The following is an 18,035-nucleotide window of genomic DNA, read 5'->3' as shown; positions in this document are numbered from 1 at the left end:
AACTGTTAGGCACAAGTTAGCTTTTACGCTATCTTGTGCTCCTCTTATTTAGCCTGATGTTTGGGTTTATTTATGTCTGACTCTTATTCAGGGTATCGGTTGTTTACGCGCTTAGGTTTATATCTACTGCTTTGCGCGCTAATAGGTTTATTGGTAGGGAAACTTCTCTGGATACTTTTTATCGGCACGCTAGGGTTAGTTTGCTGGCATTACCGACAATTATCACGGCTTAACTTTTGGTTATGGCGGGATAGGAAACTCACGCCGCCGCAGGGCAGTGGGAGCTGGGAAGGTGTATTTAACGGTATTTATCGCCTTCAAGGGAAGAATCGTCGACGTGTCGGTCAACTGGCCGCACTGCTGGCACGATTCCGTCAAGGTGCAGAGGCGTTACCCGATGCCGCTGTCGTGCTTGATTCAGAACATAATATTTTATGGTGCAACAAGTTAGCGCAACTCATTCTCGGTTTTGTGTGGCCACAGGATAATGGTCAACGAATCGATAATTTAATCCGTCATCCTGATTTTTCTGCTTACATTAAATCCGCACAATACAAAGAGCCGCTGGAGTTACCTTCGCCGGTATCGGATAGGCGTTTGCTTGAAATCCGTATCATGGCTTACGGTGACAGGCAGCTACTGTTAATTGCGCGGGATATCACTCGTATACGTCAGCTTGAGGGAATGCGAAAAGAGTTTGTCGCGAATGTGTCGCATGAATTAAAAACGCCGCTCACTGTGCTACAGGGTTACCTCGAAATGATGCAAAGCATGGCTGAGCCTGATTCGATGAACGTCAAGCCGTTAGCATTGATGCAGCAGCAGACACGACGAATGCAATCTATGGTCGAACAGCTATTGATGTTATCGCGAATTGAAGATGCGGCGGATATTAACCTCGAAAACACTGTGAATATGACGCAGTTGATGGAGGTGCTCAAGGAGGAAGCTAAGGCGCTGGCACAAGATAAGTATGAGTTGAGTTTCTATTGTGAGCCTGGACTTGATTCTCACGGCAATGAATTGCAGCTGAGAAGTGCCTGTTCTAACTTGATTTCTAATGCGATTCGTTACACAGAACCTGGCGGGAAAATTACAGTGCAGTGGTGCAGTGTGGCTACGGGTGCCATCTTTAGCGTAACGGATACGGGTGAAGGTATTGCGGCTCAGCATATTGGTCGATTAACAGAACGCTTTTATCGGGTAGACAGTGCGCGCTCAAGGCAAACCGGTGGTAGTGGTTTAGGTTTAGCGATAGTAAAACATGCGCTTAACCACCATCACAGTAAGCTTAAAATCAGCAGTGAAGTCGGTAAAGGCAGTACTTTTAGCTTTATTATCCCTTTGCATCTTATCGAACGTAAGAAATAGTATGTGTGAGTGAAATATTTACAATAAATAATAAAAACAGGCCATTAGGGCCTGTTTTTATTTCTAGATTTATTGAGTCTTTATTATACCAATAGTATTAAATATCTGTTCATTCAGCGGGGATTCAACGCGCTTTAGACAAGGCGAAGGCTTGAAGGCAGAGTGGTGCTCTGTCGAAAGCCTTTAACGCAGTATAAAGCGCGTTGCCATGCCGTTAACATCAGCCGCCCTTCGGGAGCCACACAGGCATCCCACTCCGGTGTTGCATGAATGACCATTTCTGCGTCAATGCGCCTTGGATTGAAATGCCTGTGAGGCTCTGAACTGATTAGATATTTAATGTGATTGGTATTAATGACAGAAAAAAGCGATAAATAGTGCATTGTCATTTAAGTGTCATATCACGGACATAGAATTGTCATTGTAGCGATTGATACTGGCTGCGTCTGAAGAAACTTAAGTTACAAATTAGTTAGCTTACTACTGGAGCACATAATGAAACTGAAAAAGCTTGTCGGCGCGATTACTCTAACAGCCGCTGGTGTATTCTCTGCCACTGCGATGGCATCGATTGATCCATCTTTGCCTACTTATGAAAAAGCGAGCGGTGTATCTGGCAACTTATCATCTGTAGGGTCAGATACCTTAGCCAACATGATGACACTTTGGGCAGAAGAATTTAAACAAATGTACCCTAACGTCAACATTCAGATCCAAGCGGCGGGTTCTTCTACTGCGCCACCAGCGTTGACTGAAGGCACTTCACAGTTCGGTCCTATGAGCCGTAAGATGAAGCCTAATGAAGTTGAAGCGTTCGAAAAGCATTTTGGTTATAAGCCAACTGCGATTCGTGTTGCTATCGATGCTTTAGCCGTATTCGTGCACAAAGATAACCCAATCAAAGGCTTAAGCGTTGAGCAAGTTGATGGCATTTTTTCTTCAACTCACAAATGTGGTAGCAGTGACATCCAACGTTGGGGCGATTTAGGCTTAGACGGTAACTGGTCTGCCAAAGACGTTCAACTTTACGGTCGCAACTCAGTATCGGGCACTTACGGTTACTTTAAAGAGCACGCGCTTTGTAAAGGTGACTTTAAAGCTAACGTAAACGAGCAACCTGGTTCAGCTTCTGTTGTGCAATCTGTTTCTCAATCTTTGAATGCGATTGGCTACTCAGGTATCGGTTACAAAACTGCAGGTGTTAAAGCTGTTGCCATCGCTAAGAAAGGCAATGAGTTTATCGAAGCTACAGCTGAAAACGCGGCTAATGGTACTTACCCACTATCACGTTACTTATACGTTTACGTGAACAAGCAACCAAACAAAGACTTAGCACCAATGGAAAAAGAATTCCTGCGTTATGTGTTGTCTAAGCAAGGTCAGCAAGTGGTAGAGAAAGATGGCTATGTGCCAGTGCCTAATAGCGTAGTTGCTAAAGATTTAGAGCAAGTAGGTATTCGCTTGTAAGTCAAATGGCTTGTTAATTAAGGACCTCTCAGGAGGTCCTTTTTGTTTTTGTGGTTTTAAATGTGTAATGATGTCAGGTTTAGACCAAATTAAAGGCATAAAAAAAGCAACCTAAGTAGGTTGCTGTAAATTCCAATTCGGAATCTTGGGACGGTCGCGCTAGAAACCATCTAAAGGAGAATGATGATGAACGAAGAAACTCATTACAAAGATTCGGTTCATAATATCTGACTCAGCATCATCAAATTAGTTCAGGGAAAGTGCGAAATATTTTAAATAATTTTGCATTTTGTTTTTATAAAAAGAGGCTGACTCGATTTTTGCCAAGTTTGCACGTCTCAATTTTAGCTGCTTCTACTGTGACTACCGATAAATCCAGCAAGCTAGAGATAGCTTATTGCAAACTCGGTACCTACACCCAAAGATGAACTGTTACAAAAAACTTGTTCCTAAGGAGCTCTAGAGCTCAGTTACGATTTGCCTCTGAGTAAATTTGCAGTCGATAATACCTCCCAATGATTAGTGATAAGTTATCAAGCCCGTCACCACAGCAAGGTAACTCATAACCCACTATTTAGAACATACCGCTCAAAACTTGAATATCGAGGCGACAGTGTTGCAACCAACTAAGAGTACATTAGCTGATGTAGCCCCTTGGGATTTAACCCGAGATTACCATTCTTTTGCGAATACCGAACAAGTGCAAGTGACCCATGTCTCTTTGGATGTCATGGTGGATTTTGACGCGCAGCGTCTTTTCGCTAAAGCGACGCTGTCCTTGGATTTTCTTGAGTGTGATGTAACAGAGCTTTGGCTTGATAGTCGAGATCTAACCATACTCGCTGTGACTTGTTTTAATGCTACAGAGGGGGTGAATGTATTAACAGAAATGGATGAAGAACCGCTCGATTTTGTGCTTAATGAAGCTGACCCCATACTCGGGCAAAAATTGTGTATCACGTTACCAGAATCTCCTTGCAAGCAGATTTGTATTCACTATCAAACCTCTCCGTCCGCCCAAGGATTACAGTGGCTAGCGCCTGAGCAAACCGCGGGTAAACAGTTACCTTACCTCTTTAGTCAATCGCAACCGATCAATGCCCGCAGTTGGATCCCATTACAAGATACGCCTAAGGTGCGGATCACTTTTGATGCTAAGGTGCAAGTGCCCAAAGGCATGCGCGCCGTTATGAGCGCGATGAATCATCCCGATACGCCACTTAATGGTGTGTTTCACTTTGAGATGGAACAGCCTATTCCGACCCATTTAATGGCCTTGGCTGTGGGTGATATTGCCTTTCAAGCGATAGGTCCAAGATGCGGCGTGTATACCGAGCCGAGCATGCTAGCGGCCGCCGCAAAAGAGTTTGAAGATACTGAATACATGCTCGACGTTGCCGAGTCATTGTTAGGTCCTTACGTATGGGGCCGCTATGACATGATTATCTTGCCGCCGAGTTTTCCATTCGGTGGAATGGAAAATCCGCGTTTAGCCTTTTTAACGCCCACGCTCATTGCTGGTGATAAAAGTTTAGTGTCAACCGTTGCCCATGAGTTAGCGCATTCTTGGACGGGTAATCTGGTCAGTAATGCGACTTGGCGTGATCTCTGGTTAAACGAAGGTTTCACGACCTATTTTACTAACCGTATTGTCGAGGCTGTCTACGGCAAAGAACAGGCAGAATTAGAATGGGTGATAGAGTTTGGTCGCTTAAAAGAAGAAATAGCGTCTTTGCCTACGGGTAAGCAAACTTTACCCGCTAATGTGCAGCAGGACGATCCTAATCTTGCCTTTAATCGTTTTACTTATGATAAGGCTTCGATGTTTGTCCATGATTTAGAGCGTAGGCTAGGGCGAGTAGAATTTGATAAATTTTTACTCACTTATGTGAATCATTTTGCGTTTAAAGCCATTACCACTGAAGTGTTTGTCGAGTACGCAAAACAAACTTTACTGCAATTACATGCAGATAAAATCACTGAGGCTGAACTATTAACGTGGATTTATGGTGAAGGCTTACCTAAGGGCTATTGCGGACCAACATCCATGAGTTTAGATAAAGTCGATGATGCGCTGGCGTGTTTTCTACAGGGAACAGCAGCGGGCAGATTAAGTGTTAAAGATTGGCGAGTGCACCATTGGCAATATTTTCTGACCCAATTACCTGAAGTCGTTAGTCAAGTTCAATTGATGGATCTGGATGAAACCTTCCAATTAACCCAATCGACTAATGCAGAAATTGCCTGTGATTGGTTTCGAGTCGCTATTCGTAATCATTATGATCCTGTGTTGCCGGCATTAAGTGCCTATTTAGTGCGTATTGGACGCGGTAAATTTGTGCGGCCACTCTATGCTGAGTTACAAATTGCGGGATATCACTCTGAATTAAAAGACATCTATACAAAGGCTCGTGCAGGCTATCATCCTTCGATTCAAGTTCAATTGGACAAATCACTCAGCTTATAGAAATTTAGGTAAAAAAAATGGCAACCTATGGGTTGCCACAAAGAAATCAGTGCGGGATACAAATAGAATTCAATGCGCTAGCGTGTTTTCTATTGTGTCCCAAAAGGGAGATGATGATGAACGACCAACCAATTCGACTCAATGCGATAAAACAGAAACTGTGTCATTTGAGGGTATGAAACTGCGACTTCACATATTTCATTCTCAAGGTGCATTTAATCTTATCTGTTAATCCTTACCTATACTCAGAGTCACCATTTTTAATTAAGTTCACTGATATCAGAAAAAAATCCCAAAAAGTTTAAAAAAGATTTTATGGGACATTTTTCTGGGGAATACTGAGTACTCACACTTAAGTGTTACATTTTTTCTACATTAAAATCATGGGGATAAAAAATTAAACGCGTGTCAGTTTATTAATCTATAAGCTAGCGTTAGCGCTTGTTGAAATTTGAGTAAAAAAATGGCAACCTAAGGTTGCCACAAGGAAATCAGTGCGGGATACAAATAGAATTCAGTGCGCTAGCGTGTTTTCTATTGCGTCCCAAAAGGGAGATGATGATGAACGACCAACCAATTCGACTCAATGCGATAAAACAGAAACTGTGTCATTTGAGTGCATGAAACTGCGACTTCACATATTTCATTCTCAAGGTGCATTTAATCTTATCCGTTAATCCTTACCTATACTCAGAGTCGCCATTTTTAATTAAGTTCACCGATATCAGAAAAAAGACAAAAAAAGTTTTTGAGAGATATTGAGTGCCCACACTTAGTTGTTACATTTATATTACATATAAAATAAAGGGATAAAAAAAGGCAACCTAATGGTTGCCTAATGACCTATTCCTAGGTCAAGGGGACTGCGCTAGAAGCCCCTGGGAGATGATGAACATGAAAAAGACATTCACTGTTCAATACATTTGAGGGGCCTTGTACGGTTAAAGTTCCATAAAAAATTAAAATAAATCTAAATTTTTATAAATTGCAAGATTTCAAATAGATAGTGATTAAATTATTTTAGCAAAGCAGCAATTTTACTTTCTAATGCTTCGGGTTTGGTCGTTGATGCAAATCTTTCGATTGCTTCGCCTTGGCGATTAACTAAAAATTTAGTGAAATTCCATTTAATACCTTGAGTGCCTAATACGCCGGGAGCGGCTTTCTTAAGGTATTGATAAAGTGGATGCGTATGTTCGCCATTCACTTCTATTTTAGAAAATAGCGGAAACGTCACGCCAAAATTCAATTCACAAAAGGCTTGAATGCCTTGTTCATCGGCTTTTTCTTGGGCGCCAAATTGATTGCAAGGAAAGCCTAAAATCACTAATCCTTGATCTTTGTATTTTTGATATAGCGCTTCTAATCCTTTGTATTGCGGTGTAAATCCACATTCACTGGCGGTGTTGACGATTAAGAGTACTTTGCCCCGATACTGCTCTAAGCTTACCGTGTTGCCTTGAATGTCTGTTGCTGATTGGCTGTATATATTCGTAGTCATGTTCACCTCCGTAGGATCTTAGCCAAACAGCATAAACCTTAAAATAATTTTTAGCAATATAATTGCGCGCAATTTATTTTGTGAGTTTGCTAATTTACTTAATTATCAATATAGTTACAGCAATTTTGTGGCTAAAGAAAAGGGCATCTGTGTGATAGAAAATGACGCAGAATACGAAACAAACATGCAAGCGGATGTGGGGCAAGTAGTTCAACAACTCACTGAAGTTGAAGGCGAAGAACAGGCTGAAGTGTTTAGTGAAATTCTGAATGACTCAGAACCTGGAACCATAGCCTTAGCGCTTGAGTCCTTGCCCTTGGATGAGCGTTATGAGCGTTGGCAGCAAGTTGAATTTGCTGACAGAGTGACTGTGCTGAGCCTGATGCGTGCCGATCCACGCATGGGGATCCTGAAGCGGATGCCTGACAATGAAGTGGATCTGTTATTTGCGCAATTAAGCCCTGAAGATTTAATTGAGTGGAGTGATTATCTTCCTGAAAGTTTTACCGATCGTGCCTTGGCTCAGATGGGGGAGCGTCAGCGACAACGATTCGAACTTTATGATCAATATTCTGAGAATGAAATCGGCCGTTATACCGATCATCAAATGTTGGTGCTCAGTGATAAGGCGACAGTTGCTCAAGCGCAGCGCTTCTTTCGCCGTATAGAGCTCGATTGTAACGACAATTTGTTTATCGTTGATGATCTGGATAAGTATCAAGGTACTGTTCGTCGTTATGATATTTTTAAACATAATCCCGATGAATTATTGATTTCACTTTTGTCTGAGGACTGCCGTGCGTTATCCGCCGATACGAGTCTTTTAGAAGCGGCCGAAGCGATAGAGCACAGCCGCGAAATTGAATTGCCTGTGATTGATGAGTCCGGAGAGTTAATCGGCCGCGTGACGCTACGAACCGCAACGGCATTAGTGCGTGAGCATTATGAGGCGCAGTTGATGGCAACAGCGGGTATGGATGAATCCGACGACTTGTTCGCCCCTATTATGAAAGGTGCTCAGCGCCGTGCTGTATGGCTTGGGATCAATTTACTGACGGCTTTCCTTGCCTCAGCGACCATTGGTTTATTTGAAAATGTCCTATCACAAGTGGTTGCATTAGCGGTGTTGATGCCGATTGTTGCTTCTATGGGCGGTATCGCGGGGAGCCAGTCTCTAACGCTAATGATCCGCGGCATGGCCATGGGACAGATTTCGGCGGGTAACTTGTTTTCGCTAATGAAGAACGAACTCGGCATTGGCATAGTTAACGGATTTTTGTGGGCGATAGTGATAGGTTTAGTCTCTGGCTGGTGGTTCGGTGAAGTGACGATAGGTATAGTGATCGGTTGTGCGATATTGATTAATATGGCCGTTGCAGCCATAGCTGGGGTGATAGTGCCTATGGTGTTACAGAAGTTTAATCAAGATGCGGCGTTATCGGGTTCAGTGATCTTAACGACTGTGACCGATGTGGTGGGTTTCTTTACTTTCTTAGGTATGGCGACGTTGTTATATCTGTAGCGTGGGCTCTTGGGTGAGTTTGGAAGATGAATGCACGGCAATTTGGTGTGCATTCACCGTATGTTGGGAACATTAACGGTTTAATCTGGATATGAATAACATTCAGTTTGTTATAGGTGAAAAGCCGGAAGAATTAGCGCTGGCGGCACAATTAATTGATGGGCGTGATGATAATGCTCATCCGTTGGATCATCAGGTCTTTTTCCATTCCCGTGCGGTGATCTTAGCGAAAACTATCGAGGGTGAGATAGTGGGTTGCGCTGCGATAAAAGCTGGTAAAGGCACTGTCGATAAAGGCACTGTCGGTGAATTGGGTTATCTGGTGGTGTCGCCCCATTATCGGCGTCAAGGCATAGCACAAGGTTTAACGCAAAAACGTATCGAAGTGGCTAAGGCTTTGGGGATCTTGATTTTATACGCCACTATTCGCGCCGAGAACACGTCGAGTCAAGCTAATTTATTGAAGGCAGGTTTTCAGTTTTGGCGTAATTATTTGAGTATCCGTGGCACGGGAAATACTGTGGGTTGGTATTACTTAGCTTTAAGCGTTAATGTCGATGCTGAAGCGATAATGCAGTCTTTAGTTGGCGATCGTACCCCATCGGTCTAATTGTGTTGTAAGTGAAAAGACTTAGATCTTAATGTGTTTTCATCTTGTTCTACATTTGTATATTCCTCGCAAATAATCCCTCTTTATACGCAAATAGGCTGATTTTCTTTATTTATTCGGTATGATCCGCGGCTATTACCCACAGTCATTATTGAGGTGTTTTTTTATGGCTAAGTTCAGAGTAGCAAGTGTCTTATTATTGAGTGCAGCAGCGCTGCAAGTGAATGCGTCAGAATTTAATCTTGGGTTGAACAACGATGTGGTTTCAACTGAGTTAGAACTGCAATTGAACAAAGATACTAACGCAGTTTTGGGTTATATCTATGCGGATGAAGGCGGCCATATCGCTCAAGGTGCAATGCACATGACCCATGATGCGGGTGTGCATCACTTTGAGGTTGGTGCTCAGTTAAGCCAGCTTTGGTCTGACTATTCACCCAATGGCAGTGCCGTTTCTGTTGGTGGTCGTTATGCACTATCAATGGGACCCAATATTTCACTGCACGCTGCGGCTTACTATGCACCGTCTGTATTGTCATTTGGCAATGTTGATGGTCATTATGAATTAGACTCAAAGGTGCAATACCGTATAACGCCAAACATGGCACTTTATGTTGGTTACCGCAAGATTGCCTTCGAATACGATGATGCCCGCAATTTTACTTTCGAAGATGGTGTGTATATTGGCGGTAAATTCCGTTTCTAAGCACAAGGCATATTGATTTAGCTGTATTGCGATCGTGATGTCGAATTAAAGAGCCGGCCGAGGTTAACTTCGCCGGCTTTTTCATTTCGCCTTTAGCTCACAGTAGCTTGGCAATATGGATGAGAAAATGACCAATCCAATACCGATTAAAATCACTAGGCTGAGTTCTTCATCGAGTATCCACCAGCCTAACAAGGCTGCAAAAATCAATCCTGTATATTCTACTGGTGCCATTTGGCTCGCATCGGCACGTCGATAGGCATGGATGATGAGATAGGTCATGGCAATGTAAAATAGTCCCAAAGTCAGTCCCACTTGCGCCACTGGTAAACTAAATTCGGCGCCTTCGTATAAGGTCGCAGGTATCAGAAATATCATCGCAAAGGCATTAGACCAAAAGAGCATGGAAAAAGGATGTTCATGGGTCGAATAGGCCTTTAAAATCAAACTATTCAACGCTGATGTCATGGCACCGAAAAAGGCTAAACCTATGTACAGGTTAAATTCTGTTGGTTGGCTGATAAGCAAAATGCCGCTAAAGCCGATAAGACCTGCGACCGTGCGTCGATAACCAATTCGTTCATTTAAAAAAATGGCCGATAGTACTAGCAGTAACAAGGGTGAGGTATAAATCACTGCTGTTACTGTTGCGAGCGGAAGATGCAGAATAGCAAGCATAAAAATGGCGTTGCCCAGTCCAATCAATAGCGCGCGGGCGAGATGCACTTTGTAAAAAGGACTGAGTTTAAGATTACCCTGTAAGTGCCACACAAAAGGCAGTACAAGCAGAGTGGCAAATAATTGCCTGTAGAGCACCAGTTGAAAAACAGGCACATTGGTTTCAAGCAACTTAACCAATAGGTTACCGCTGGCAATCAGTAGTTGTGCGGCTAAAATCATCAATAGAGGCTGCATAGGATCCCAGCAAAAATAAGTCAGTATTAAGGTGTATCTTGAATTTCATGCCGCAGTTTGGACTTTGAGACTAAAATAGCATCATAAGGCATGGTATATCCGACTAATTTAGCCTAACTGATTGTAAAAAACTAAATGTAGCCATAAAGTTAACCTACAAATCCAACTATCGACTAAGATTGACAGCATTAGCATTTTCTTCATAGCTGTAAAAATGATCTATGGCCCTTTAACTAAATAAGCCGATGAACAAACTTAAACAAACTCTATTTGGGTGTTTTTTACTTTTCTTGTGGACATTAAGTCCCTCTGTATTAAGCGCTGAAATTGCGTTGGACTCCCCGTATTTGTTCCATGTTAAAGCGGATCAACAGCCTCCTGAGCGGTTTGAAACCGTGCCCCATTGGATGGGACAACTCGACGAAGCTAGTTCGGTCAGCTTAACCGGTGGCGATTATTGGATGATTACACCTGTGATGGTCAATCAACGTCAATCAAACTGGGTAGTGGATGCAAGTAATTCGATTATTGAATCCGTAGATTATTGGATACTCGGCAGTGACGGCAGCGTACAACATGCCCACAGTGGCTACAGTGCTCCATACCAGTTTTTATTCGATTATGGCCGTAAGGTCACCTTGAATATGGGCACGGATTATTGGCTGGTGGTGAAGCTGAGTAGCCGTTATTACTCCTCTCCCCCTGAGATAGCCTTGCAAAGTGTGGCGGATCATCAACTTATGTCTGACCGTCTCGCAATGGCAGTGCTGTTGTGTTTGGGCGGTTTATTGTTTATCGCCTTATATAATATTTTGATTTATATATCTATTCTTGATAAAGCCTTTCTCTACTATGGCCTTTACGTATTTGCCTATTTTGGTGGCTGGGCACTGACTTTCCATTTGCCCGCACACTTATTTAATTTTCATTACCTTGAGTTGCATCATCTGTTTTTCATCAGTTTGCCCATTTTTAATATCATGTTTTACAAGCACTTCCTGCAGTTGCCTAGTTACTCACCGCGGCTGTGGCGTCTTAGTCAGTATTTAATGTTTGCCTGTATTGTGGCTCTGCCGACCAGTATTTGGTTGTTGTCCTATACGGCAATTATTGCCTCTGTACTGATCATGCTATGGATTGCTTTAGCGATTACCTGCGGTAATGTGTGCTTGATGAAAGGCTTTGCTCCTGCGCGTTATTTTATTCTTGCCTTTACTTGCTTGCTGTTGCCTGCGGTGATTATTTTACCCGGAAATATGGGGTTAACCCCTGATTTTATCGAACATGCTGAGCTGGCGACACTGATGGGCGGCACGGCCGATGCGTTGCTGCTGTCCTTAGCGTTAGCGAATAAGCTGAAATTACTTGCTGAGGAACGTAAGGCGCATATTGAAGAGTTAGCGATTGCATGGGAAAAGGCACGTTTAGATGGATTAACGCGAGTCGGTAATCGTTATGCTTTTGACGAATATATGAACTCACAATTAGGATTTTCCGATAAAGTCGTGCAACCGATGGCGTTAGCACTATTGAATATCGATAGTCTGAAAAGTGTCAATGAAACACTCGGCCATCAAGAAGGCGATAGATTATTGCTGTTGATAGTGCAGTTATTGCAAGCAACAGACTTAGCGCACATGAAGGTTTATCGTATTAGTGGTGACGAGTTTGTGATTGTGACGCCTTCTGCTGGTATCCAGTTATTACAGAGTGCTTTGAGTGGCTTAGGTGAAGAATTAGCAAGCCATGGTTTTAAAGATTGCCAGTGTAGTTTTGGGATGTCGTTAAACACTGAGGTCGCAGATCCCCATGAGTGGTTGCGTTCTGCTGACACTCACTTATATCAATCGCGTATGGATAAGCGTCGTCAAGAGTATGCAGATACTCGCGGTGTCGATGTGAGGCTACATTTAAGCTAGCTATTGAAAAACTTAAAGTAATGGTTTAAGTAGAGCATTAGAAAACATAAATGGCGCAGAATTTATCTGCGCCGTTTATGTTTTTATCTTAGATTTATTAGCTTCATCTTGCTTGGATTGAGCAGTGTCCAAGTTTGCGACTTAGCTAGATTTAAGGACGAGCTTAGAAGTCTTTTTCGCCCTTAATCACTGCAGGATGACCCGATATCGCTTTTGATGTGTACATTCCCGCCATCGTCGCCGCTTCGACGCAGCCCGCATTAAGGCCTGTCTTTATCCAATCGCCCGTCATATACAGGTTATCTATCCCTGTGCCATCTGTCGTGATGCGATACTGCGAGCTGTCTTTAACCGATAAGACATAACGCTCGGATGGGTCTACATTTGCGCGCCAATATTGGCTATCGAAGCGGGCAACTCCTTGACGGCCTTGTTCATCGTGTAACCATTCCCAAGGGAAGCTATCACCGACATTTTGCCAAAGTTTATGGATTTCGGTATTGAGTTGATGGATAGCACCCGCTTTTGCTTCTAAGGTTTTCCGTTGTTGGAAATCTACATCCGAGCTTGGTGGATAGGCCTCGACAGGCAATGCCGAGCAAAAGTAACTGGCATTTTTAGGTTCTAAGCCGCGCCAATCTTCTTTGTCTAGTAGTTGGTTCATCGATGCCCAAGTATCGAAGGGTTCGGTGAAGCCCGATAATACGGGTTCCTCGCCATCTTCAGAGTAATTAGGCCAGCCTATTCCATTCAGATCTTGGTTCATCCACAGTTGATAGGCTTGAGTGGCGACAGTTTGCACCTTATCAACGCAAAGCTTGAGGGCTGGGCTTTGTGCCATGACTTCACTCGCCACGTGGGGCACAGAACCTATGGATAGACCGAAGATCACTTTGTCGAAATCTACGCCTTTGACTAAACGCTTTTTCGGCAGGGCTTTGCCAAAGTGAGTTTCATACACGCTGTCCCAATCGCTCCAGAAGTGTTCAAGATTGATATTATGGGCTTTAAGCAGTGCAGCTTGTTCAGGCTCAAGTTGCTCATAATTGGGCGTACTCGGCCAGCAAGCGAGACCTTTCACATCGACTAAAGGAGCATAGTTTGCGACAGTCGGCGCCAGAGCTACTTGCTCAGTGATCTCAATCGCTTGAACGCTTTGATTACGGCATTCGAGATTATCGATGCGATTGAAGTAGTGGAAGTTGACTCCGCGGCGTTTGAGCACTTCGTAAAAAGGTGTAAACACAACATCACCCATACCCGCCTGCATTTTCCACATCACGCCACCTTGATAGCACAGGGCAATACGCAGCATAGCGCGGATAATTGTGCCCGCTTCGACATTGGGTTTGTCGAAGTTCCCTTTCTCATAGGCAAACACTAAGTCGTAAAAACCACGCACTGGCGCACTGTCGACTGTATACTTAAGGCTTGCACCATGTTTGGTTAACCATTCGCGATAATCATAGCCATTGATGGCATCAAAGCCTTTTTCAAATACATCGTCGGCAAACATGCCCTTGAGGATCGTGAGGCCCAGATCGGCGGCTATATATAAGTGGCGCAGTTCGTCATTATTATCTAAATGTCCGCTAAAACGTTTCACGAGTCTTTGATGCAGGGCATCGACAGCTGATTCTACAAAACCATCGTCACTTTCACTGTGTACATGCTCATCGCACTCGCGGCCAATCATTTGATTAAAATGGCATTCAAGCTTATCACCGAGCGCGTCGAGTGATTCTTTGGCATCTTCGACCGAATCCTCTAACTTATCTTTTAAGCGTTCAAACCAGCTGCTATCGAGCCAGTTTTTAGGTGTTCCCATGGCATTTTCATCTGCATCGAGCAGGTCATCCATGTCTTTGAGCCATTCTTTGATCCACGCAAAGGCGACTTTAACGACTTTCCAGAAGGTGAGGGTTTCGGTGCCATCACCTGGGATGCCTGGTAGCATTGGGAAAGTGATTGGCCAACTCACAGAACGGCCATCAACTTCTTCCTGTAAGACGATGAAGTTATGCGGTTTAAAGGCATCAAAAAAAGTTGCAAGCGGCGCGTTTACTGGCCTATCCAATTCCTCATACGCTTTACGCATTAAGGCAAACGCGTTTTGATAGAAACCAAACCAGATGTGTAAACCATGTTCTTCGATGCGCTGTCCCATAGCGGCATTGCGGCCACTAGCCCCTTTACCACCGATACGCCAGCCGAGTTGATAGACATCAATCTCATATTGATTCTGCCAGCCGGGTTTATCGGTTAGATAACAGGCTGCTGTCATTGCCGCGACACCGCCACCGAGAATGGCTATTTTCTGTTTTTTGATTTCGGAGTTATCGACTAATACCTCGCCGGGCGGCACTTCAAAATCGAAGTTCACATGGTAAGGGAGTAAAACGTGCTGCTCACCAATCTCGACCCCGAGCGTATCCTTTAACGGAAAGCTGGCATTATCAAAAATGGTCGCGACAAAATCATTTTTTAGCAGGGCAACACTGTGCACTTTATTCACTTGGGCTGGCGCGGCAACGATGGCTTGATAAATGGCTTTTTGCCCTGACGAGTCGGGGAACTGTTTTAGAAATACTTGATCGATAGCGGGTTTAAATAACAGATGAAATAGCTGCTCTTCGCCAAGCTGGTCAAGTTCTGGAATAAAATCGGTTTGTTCTTTAAAGAGTTGCCAAGTTTGAGCTATCGCTTCAAGGGTTGAAAGCTGTGCCTCGGGTTTGGCATCGCAATTCACTTCAATTAATGGATGCAGGGCAAGTTCGGTTTCGGGTGAGAAATGTAAAAAACTTTTGGTATCAAGGGATAATCGCGTCAGAGGCTCGCCAACCGCTGGCATAGTGTATTCACATAAATACTTAGGATAACCAAAGAGTTCTCTGCCATTAATCAAGGCCATGGCATCGTTCACCCAAATGTGTAGTGGCTGAAAATACACTTGGCTGATTTGTTTACTGTCGCTGCTATCTTGGCGCCCGACCATGATCCAAGTGATGATGTCCGTTTCTTGGATCCAGCCCTTAGCTCTGTCCTCTGGATAAGCGGAATATGCTTTTTCAATTTGAGTGAAGGTTGTCAGTACGTAGGGAGACAGCACCTTAAAATACATTGCGCTGCCGGCAACTTGATTCAGGGTTTTATCGATAGAGCGTTGCAGGTTTTCCCGTTTCCCCTTAAGAAAAAAACCGTACATATCGGCTTTATTTAGCACTAAGGGCGAGTGCATCAACATACTGCCTTGGGGATAAATAAAGTCGGGGCGCTGTTTTTCCATGGTGTTCATCCTTAAATTTCAGTGTAAGTCCAATGGCTTGGGAGTCATAACCCAAAAAGCATAGGGCAAATAAGCCATTAAGCCCATTGATTTTACAATTGAATTTTTAAGAATTTGAGAGGGGATAAGGGGGTTGAGTAGCAAGTTGGATATTATCCAACTTGCTCAGATTTGGCAGGCTTAGCGCTGAACGAATTCGTTAAACAAACCCGTGGGCTAGGGTACTTAGATTCAGTTACTTCGATTTATTTTGGTAGAAATCCACCTCTGTATTATCGTCCGAGTAACGTCGCTTAGTATCCCTGCGGCGCTGTTTCACGCGTTTATTCTTTTGCTTACCTTTGACGTTATCGCCCCATGGCGCATCATCGTCGTCAAATTCATAGGAGTGTGACATGGTCAAAATTCCAAAAATACCTGTGCCATTCGCAGCACCCGATCTTTTTACCCAAAGGTGAGATGAAGCTAAAGCGAAATATTTCATCACTGATGGTGAAAAGTTTTGTCCAAAGGCTATATCTTGCCACTGAAATGGCCGTATCTGAGATTTTAATGGGGAATGTGTGGATTATCCTTATGATAATTAAAGGGTAAGTGTAATTATCATCAGAAATTATATTATATGATTGAAACTGGCGCCCAGAATGAAAGGCGCCAAGTTTTGATACAAAATAATGAGTTAGTGTTACTTGCTGCGCAGCATACGCGCGACAAACATACCATCACTATTCGCTTCAAAGGGCCATACGGTCAACATTTCTGTTTGTTCACCCGTAAAAGGATGGCGTATTGGCGTGAGCGTGAATTCTGGATGTTGCTGTAAAAACGCCGTCACCACGTCTTGGTTCTCGAGCGGCGACAAGGAACATGTGGCGTAAACGAGGATGCCGTCCGCTTTAACTGCGTGGCTACTACGGCTTAAAATATCGAGCTGTAACGCGGCTTTATCTGCCACGGCTTCAACACCATCCAACCAACGCATATCGGGATTACGTCGCCAAGTGCCAGTGCAACTGCACGGGGCATCGACTAACACACCGTCGAAATGATCCGCTGGTACCGGCAGGGCATCGCTCTTCCAACGGGCCACGCTAATGCCGTTAAAGTGGGCTCTTTGGGCACGTTTAGTCAGTTCTTCTAGGGCATTGGAGCGAATATCTGACGATATAATGCTGCCCGTAGAGGGTGTTTTATTATCAGCAGCCTTAGTCAACATCAAAGAGCGTAGCTGCAGGGTTTTGCCGCCTGCACCACTGCAGGCATCCCACCAATGGGCATCGGGTTCTGGCGCGCAAATTTGCCCTATGACCTGTGAAGCCAAATCTTGGATCTCGATGTTACCGTCTTTATACAGGGCGATTTCATTAAGATTCATACTCTTGCTGCCAAGGTTAATGGCATCGTTAAAGTAATGACCATAACTAGCATCGATACCTATCGCTTGCAGTTGTGTCGCCACATCTTGGCTAGTGATCCCCTGTGCGCGGCCCCAAATCGGCGGGCGACTGGACATAGCAGCAATTAATTGCGTTTGCTGCGCCGCATCTATAGGGCACACTTGCCAGAACCAGTCGGGTAATAAATCCTGTGGTTTAAATTCAGTCGCGGGAAATAAATGCTGCATTAGCGTGAGTTTGTCGTCGAGACTGTCAACGGCAAGTGCTTGAGCCTGTTGATAATCGATAGGCGATTGCGATAACTCATGCCAAGCAGTGGCGATATCTTGCCAGGCATGGGCTTCCAATAACGCACTGGCGCTTAGGCTGGCAAAATAAGTCGCTGATTCTTGTTGATCGCCTATTCGCTGAAACCAACCCCACCAACGAAATAGACTAAACAAAGATTCACGGATGACTTTACGATCCTTCGAGCCGTGTTTTTTATGTTCTCTAAAGTAATTTGCCAGAATACGGTCTGCGGGCATTTTACTGCTTTGAATTTCATCGAATAATTGCTTAATTGTACTGGCGTAACTGAGCGCGCGTTTTTGCGCTGGGGTGCTTGCCTCTGCATTTAATGCTGACGATGTGTTTGAGTTGGATGCTTTACCGGAAGAGAAGCTGCTTGGATTACCCATAAATTTAGCCTGAATTATGCTCTCTGTGGCTGCGCCTTATGTAGGAGGCATAACTGTAACAGAGGGGAAAAATAAGTGGCGCAGAGTGTAGCAGTTTTGCCCGATAACAGGCAGAAAAAAAGCCCCAAAGTCGCATCAACTTGCGGGGCTTTTTGTGGTTGAGTCACTGAGACTCATAGTGCATTCAGTACCAA

General features: G+C 44.0%; 12 protein-coding genes. 7 read left to right on the top strand and 5 right to left on the bottom strand.

Going from position 1 to position 18,035, the window contains the following annotated elements:
• Positions 1-72: 72 nt before the first annotated feature.
• The 3 genes from phoR to L5M28_RS00665 all read left to right on the top strand — a co-directional run bounded on the left by phoR (position 73) and on the right by L5M28_RS00665 (position 5,305).
• A complete protein-coding gene (gene phoR / locus L5M28_RS00675) occupies positions 73-1,371 on the top strand; it encodes a phosphate regulon sensor histidine kinase PhoR (protein ID WP_105249762.1) in 1,299 nt (432 codons plus the stop codon).
• Positions 1,372-1,866: 495 nt separating this feature from the next.
• A complete protein-coding gene (locus L5M28_RS00670) occupies positions 1,867-2,838 on the top strand; it encodes a PstS family phosphate ABC transporter substrate-binding protein (RefSeq protein ID WP_113941039.1) in 972 nt (323 codons plus the stop codon).
• A gap of 613 nt (positions 2,839-3,451) precedes the next feature.
• Entirely contained in the window at positions 3,452-5,305 is a 1,854-nt protein-coding gene (locus L5M28_RS00665) for a M1 family metallopeptidase (RefSeq protein WP_219234251.1), read from the top strand.
• 1,015 nt (positions 5,306-6,320) lie between these two features.
• Here L5M28_RS00665 and L5M28_RS00660 read toward each other — a convergent pair.
• Positions 6,321-6,806 carry a glutathione peroxidase gene (locus L5M28_RS00660; protein ID WP_263196789.1) on the bottom strand — a complete coding sequence of 162 codons (486 nt, stop codon included), beginning with the start codon at positions 6,804-6,806 and terminating at the stop codon, positions 6,321-6,323.
• 151 nt (positions 6,807-6,957) lie between these two features.
• Here L5M28_RS00660 and L5M28_RS00655 point away from each other — a divergent pair, with 151 nt between their 5' ends.
• From L5M28_RS00655 to L5M28_RS00645, 3 genes are all read left to right on the top strand, one after another.
• A complete protein-coding gene (locus L5M28_RS00655; RefSeq protein WP_263202103.1) occupies positions 6,958-8,328 on the top strand; it encodes a magnesium transporter in 1,371 nt (456 codons plus the stop codon).
• A 91-nt stretch (positions 8,329-8,419) separates the two neighbouring features.
• A complete protein-coding gene (locus tag L5M28_RS00650) occupies positions 8,420-8,938 on the top strand; it encodes a GNAT family N-acetyltransferase (protein WP_263202102.1) in 519 nt (172 codons plus the stop codon).
• Between the two features lie 166 nt (positions 8,939-9,104).
• Positions 9,105-9,644 (top strand): YfaZ family outer membrane protein, encoded by a 540-nt coding sequence (locus tag L5M28_RS00645; protein WP_028760670.1) that lies wholly within the window; start codon positions 9,105-9,107, stop codon positions 9,642-9,644.
• 81 nt (positions 9,645-9,725) lie between these two features.
• Here L5M28_RS00645 and L5M28_RS00640 read toward each other — a convergent pair whose 3' ends face one another.
• On the bottom strand, positions 9,726-10,559 hold the full coding sequence (locus L5M28_RS00640; RefSeq protein WP_263202101.1) for a DMT family transporter: 834 nt from the start codon (positions 10,557-10,559) through the stop codon (positions 9,726-9,728).
• A gap of 245 nt (positions 10,560-10,804) precedes the next feature.
• Between L5M28_RS00640 and L5M28_RS00635 the strand changes: the two genes are divergently transcribed.
• Entirely contained in the window at positions 10,805-12,478 is a 1,674-nt protein-coding gene (locus L5M28_RS00635) for a diguanylate cyclase (RefSeq protein WP_263202099.1), read from the top strand.
• Positions 12,479-12,641: 163 nt separating this feature from the next.
• Here the strand turns inward: L5M28_RS00635 and L5M28_RS00630 are convergent, their stop codons facing one another.
• The 3 genes from L5M28_RS00630 to L5M28_RS00620 all read right to left on the bottom strand — a co-directional run bounded on the left by L5M28_RS00630 (position 12,642) and on the right by L5M28_RS00620 (position 17,841).
• Complete coding sequence (locus L5M28_RS00630; RefSeq protein ID WP_263202097.1) at positions 12,642-15,764, bottom strand: NAD(P)-binding protein; 3,123 nt, start codon at positions 15,762-15,764, stop codon at positions 12,642-12,644.
• Positions 15,765-15,999: 235 nt separating this feature from the next.
• Positions 16,000-16,161: a hypothetical protein gene (locus tag L5M28_RS00625; protein WP_006080915.1), complete on the bottom strand. Its 162-nt coding sequence runs from the start codon at positions 16,159-16,161 to the stop codon at positions 16,000-16,002.
• Positions 16,162-16,449: 288 nt separating this feature from the next.
• Entirely contained in the window at positions 16,450-17,841 is a 1,392-nt protein-coding gene (locus L5M28_RS00620; protein WP_263196784.1) for an RsmB/NOP family class I SAM-dependent RNA methyltransferase, read from the bottom strand.
• Positions 17,842-18,035 lie beyond the last annotated feature (194 nt).

The sequence above is a fragment of the Shewanella sp. SW32 genome (genome assembly GCF_025653365.1).
Taxonomy (GTDB): Bacteria; Pseudomonadota; Gammaproteobacteria; order Enterobacterales; family Shewanellaceae; genus Shewanella; species Shewanella oncorhynchi.
This window is presented reverse-complemented; position numbering and strand designations above follow the sequence as displayed.

Coding starts and splice junctions, on each gene's coding strand:
- phoR (WP_105249762.1), top strand. CDS start 73: ATGTCTGACTCTTATTCAGGGTATCGGTTGTTTACGCGCTTAGGTTTA.
- L5M28_RS00670 (WP_113941039.1), top strand. CDS start 1,867: ATGAAACTGAAAAAGCTTGTCGGCGCGATTACTCTAACAGCCGCTGGT.
- L5M28_RS00660 (WP_263196789.1), bottom strand. CDS start 6,806: ATGACTACGAATATATACAGCCAATCAGCAACAGACATTCAAGGCAAC.
- L5M28_RS00650 (WP_263202102.1), top strand. CDS start 8,420: ATGAATAACATTCAGTTTGTTATAGGTGAAAAGCCGGAAGAATTAGCG.
- L5M28_RS00645 (WP_028760670.1), top strand. CDS start 9,105: ATGGCTAAGTTCAGAGTAGCAAGTGTCTTATTATTGAGTGCAGCAGCG.
- L5M28_RS00640 (WP_263202101.1), bottom strand. CDS start 10,559: ATGCAGCCTCTATTGATGATTTTAGCCGCACAACTACTGATTGCCAGC.
- L5M28_RS00635 (WP_263202099.1), top strand. CDS start 10,805: ATGAACAAACTTAAACAAACTCTATTTGGGTGTTTTTTACTTTTCTTG.
- L5M28_RS00630 (WP_263202097.1), bottom strand. CDS start 15,764: ATGGAAAAACAGCGCCCCGACTTTATTTATCCCCAAGGCAGTATGTTG.
- L5M28_RS00625 (WP_006080915.1), bottom strand. CDS start 16,161: ATGTCACACTCCTATGAATTTGACGACGATGATGCGCCATGGGGCGAT.
- L5M28_RS00620 (WP_263196784.1), bottom strand. CDS start 17,841: ATGGGTAATCCAAGCAGCTTCTCTTCCGGTAAAGCATCCAACTCAAAC.